The 1,382-nt window shown below is 74.6% G+C and carries 2 protein-coding genes and 1 pseudogene; all 3 read left to right on the top strand.

The window, feature by feature from the left end; translation table 11 throughout:
• Positions 1-33 precede the first annotated feature (33 nt).
• Complete coding sequence (locus tag VQ03_RS32420; RefSeq protein ID WP_083468328.1) at positions 34-435, top strand: hypothetical protein; 402 nt, start codon at positions 34-36, stop codon at positions 433-435.
• A gap of 64 nt (positions 436-499) precedes the next feature.
• Complete coding sequence (locus tag VQ03_RS30210) at positions 500-1,162, top strand: HAD-IA family hydrolase (RefSeq protein WP_048454633.1); 663 nt, start codon at positions 500-502, stop codon at positions 1,160-1,162.
• A gap of 43 nt (positions 1,163-1,205) precedes the next feature.
• A pseudogene (locus tag VQ03_RS34890) lies at positions 1,206-1,382 on the top strand (ATPase); the annotation flags it as partial.

The raw sequence follows: 1,382 nt of genomic DNA on the forward strand, positions 1-1,382 counted from the left end.
CCCCGCGGCCCGTCCGGGAGTGAGACAAGCCAGATGAGACCCGCCGCGCTCGCCAGCCTCGGCCTGATCGGATTCCTCGCCTTCGCCGGGACGGTTCAGGCCCAGCCCGCCGCCCCATCCCCGTCATCCGCGCCGGCCCCGACCACCCCGGCGGCTCCCTCCGCACGTCCGGACGGCAAGCCCGCGTCCGTCCGCACGGACGGACGCCACCCGGACAGCCGCGTGTCGCCCGCGGACGGCACTGCACCGGCAGCCCGGCCGTCGGCCCCCGATCGCGCCGCGACGCCGCGACGCCGCCGCCCGAGCTACGCTGCCTGCAACCGCGCCTCGCAGCGGCGCAGCCTGAAGGGCGGTGCGCGACGCCGCTTCCTGATCCGCTGCCGCCTGGGCTATGAGCGGATCCAGCCGGGCCAGCCGGCCCGCACCAGGCCCTGAGGACGCCACCTCGGGGCACCGCCGGGCCGCGCTGCCAGCATGGAACGAGGCGTCCCGAGAATCCATGATCCTGATCGTCTTCGACGTCGACGGCACCCTCGTCGACAGCCAGCACATGATCGTGGCGGCGCAACGTGAGGCTTTCGCGGCGGTCGGATTGCCGGCGCCGACGCGGGAACGCTCGCTGTCGGTGGTCGGGCTGTCGCTGCCGCAGGCCTTCGCCGCCCTCGTCGGCGCCGACGGGCCGGTGGTCGCCCTCTCGGAGGCCTACAAGCAGGCCTTCGGCCGGATGCGGGCCAGGGCCGAGATGCGCGAGGCGCTGTTTCCCGGCGCGGCGGACCTCCTGGCGCGGCTCAACCGGGAGCCGGCGGTGCAGCTCGGCATCGCCACCGGCAAGTCCCGCCGCGGGGTCGAGCACCTCGTCGCCGTCCACGGCTGGGAGGGCTGGTTCTCCACCGTGCAGACCGCCGACGACGCCCCCTCGAAGCCGCACCCGGCGATGCTGGAGCAGGCGATGGCCGAGACCGGGACCGAGCCGGCCCGCACGGTGATGATCGGCGATTCGACCTACGACATGGTGATGGCCCGCGGCGCCCACGTCACGGCGCTCGGCGTCGCCTGGGGCTATCACACGCCCGAGGCGCTGCGGGCCGCCGGCGCGCATGCGGTGATGGAGAGCTTCGCCGCGCTCGAAGCCGCCCTTCAGGAACGCATCGCCGCGGCCTGACCCCGCCTCGCAACTGCCGGCCCGGAGCCCTATCTTCCCGCTCATGACCAACGACGTGACCCGCGACTGGCTCGGGGATCCGGAGGCTCAGCCCGATCCGGTCCGCGCCGCCCGCCAATCGGGCAAGCCCGCGCTGCCGAAGCGCTTCTACAAGGAGGCCGGCATCGCGAAGGCCGAGGACGGCTATCGCCTCGTCCTCGACGGCCGCCCCGCCCACACC

The organism is Methylobacterium tarhaniae (assembly GCF_001043955.1).
In the GTDB taxonomy this organism is placed as follows: domain Bacteria; phylum Pseudomonadota; class Alphaproteobacteria; order Rhizobiales; family Beijerinckiaceae; genus Methylobacterium; species Methylobacterium tarhaniae.

Coding starts and splice junctions, on each gene's coding strand:
- VQ03_RS32420 (WP_083468328.1), top strand. CDS start 34: ATGAGACCCGCCGCGCTCGCCAGCCTCGGCCTGATCGGATTCCTCGCC.
- VQ03_RS30210 (WP_048454633.1), top strand. CDS start 500: ATGATCCTGATCGTCTTCGACGTCGACGGCACCCTCGTCGACAGCCAG.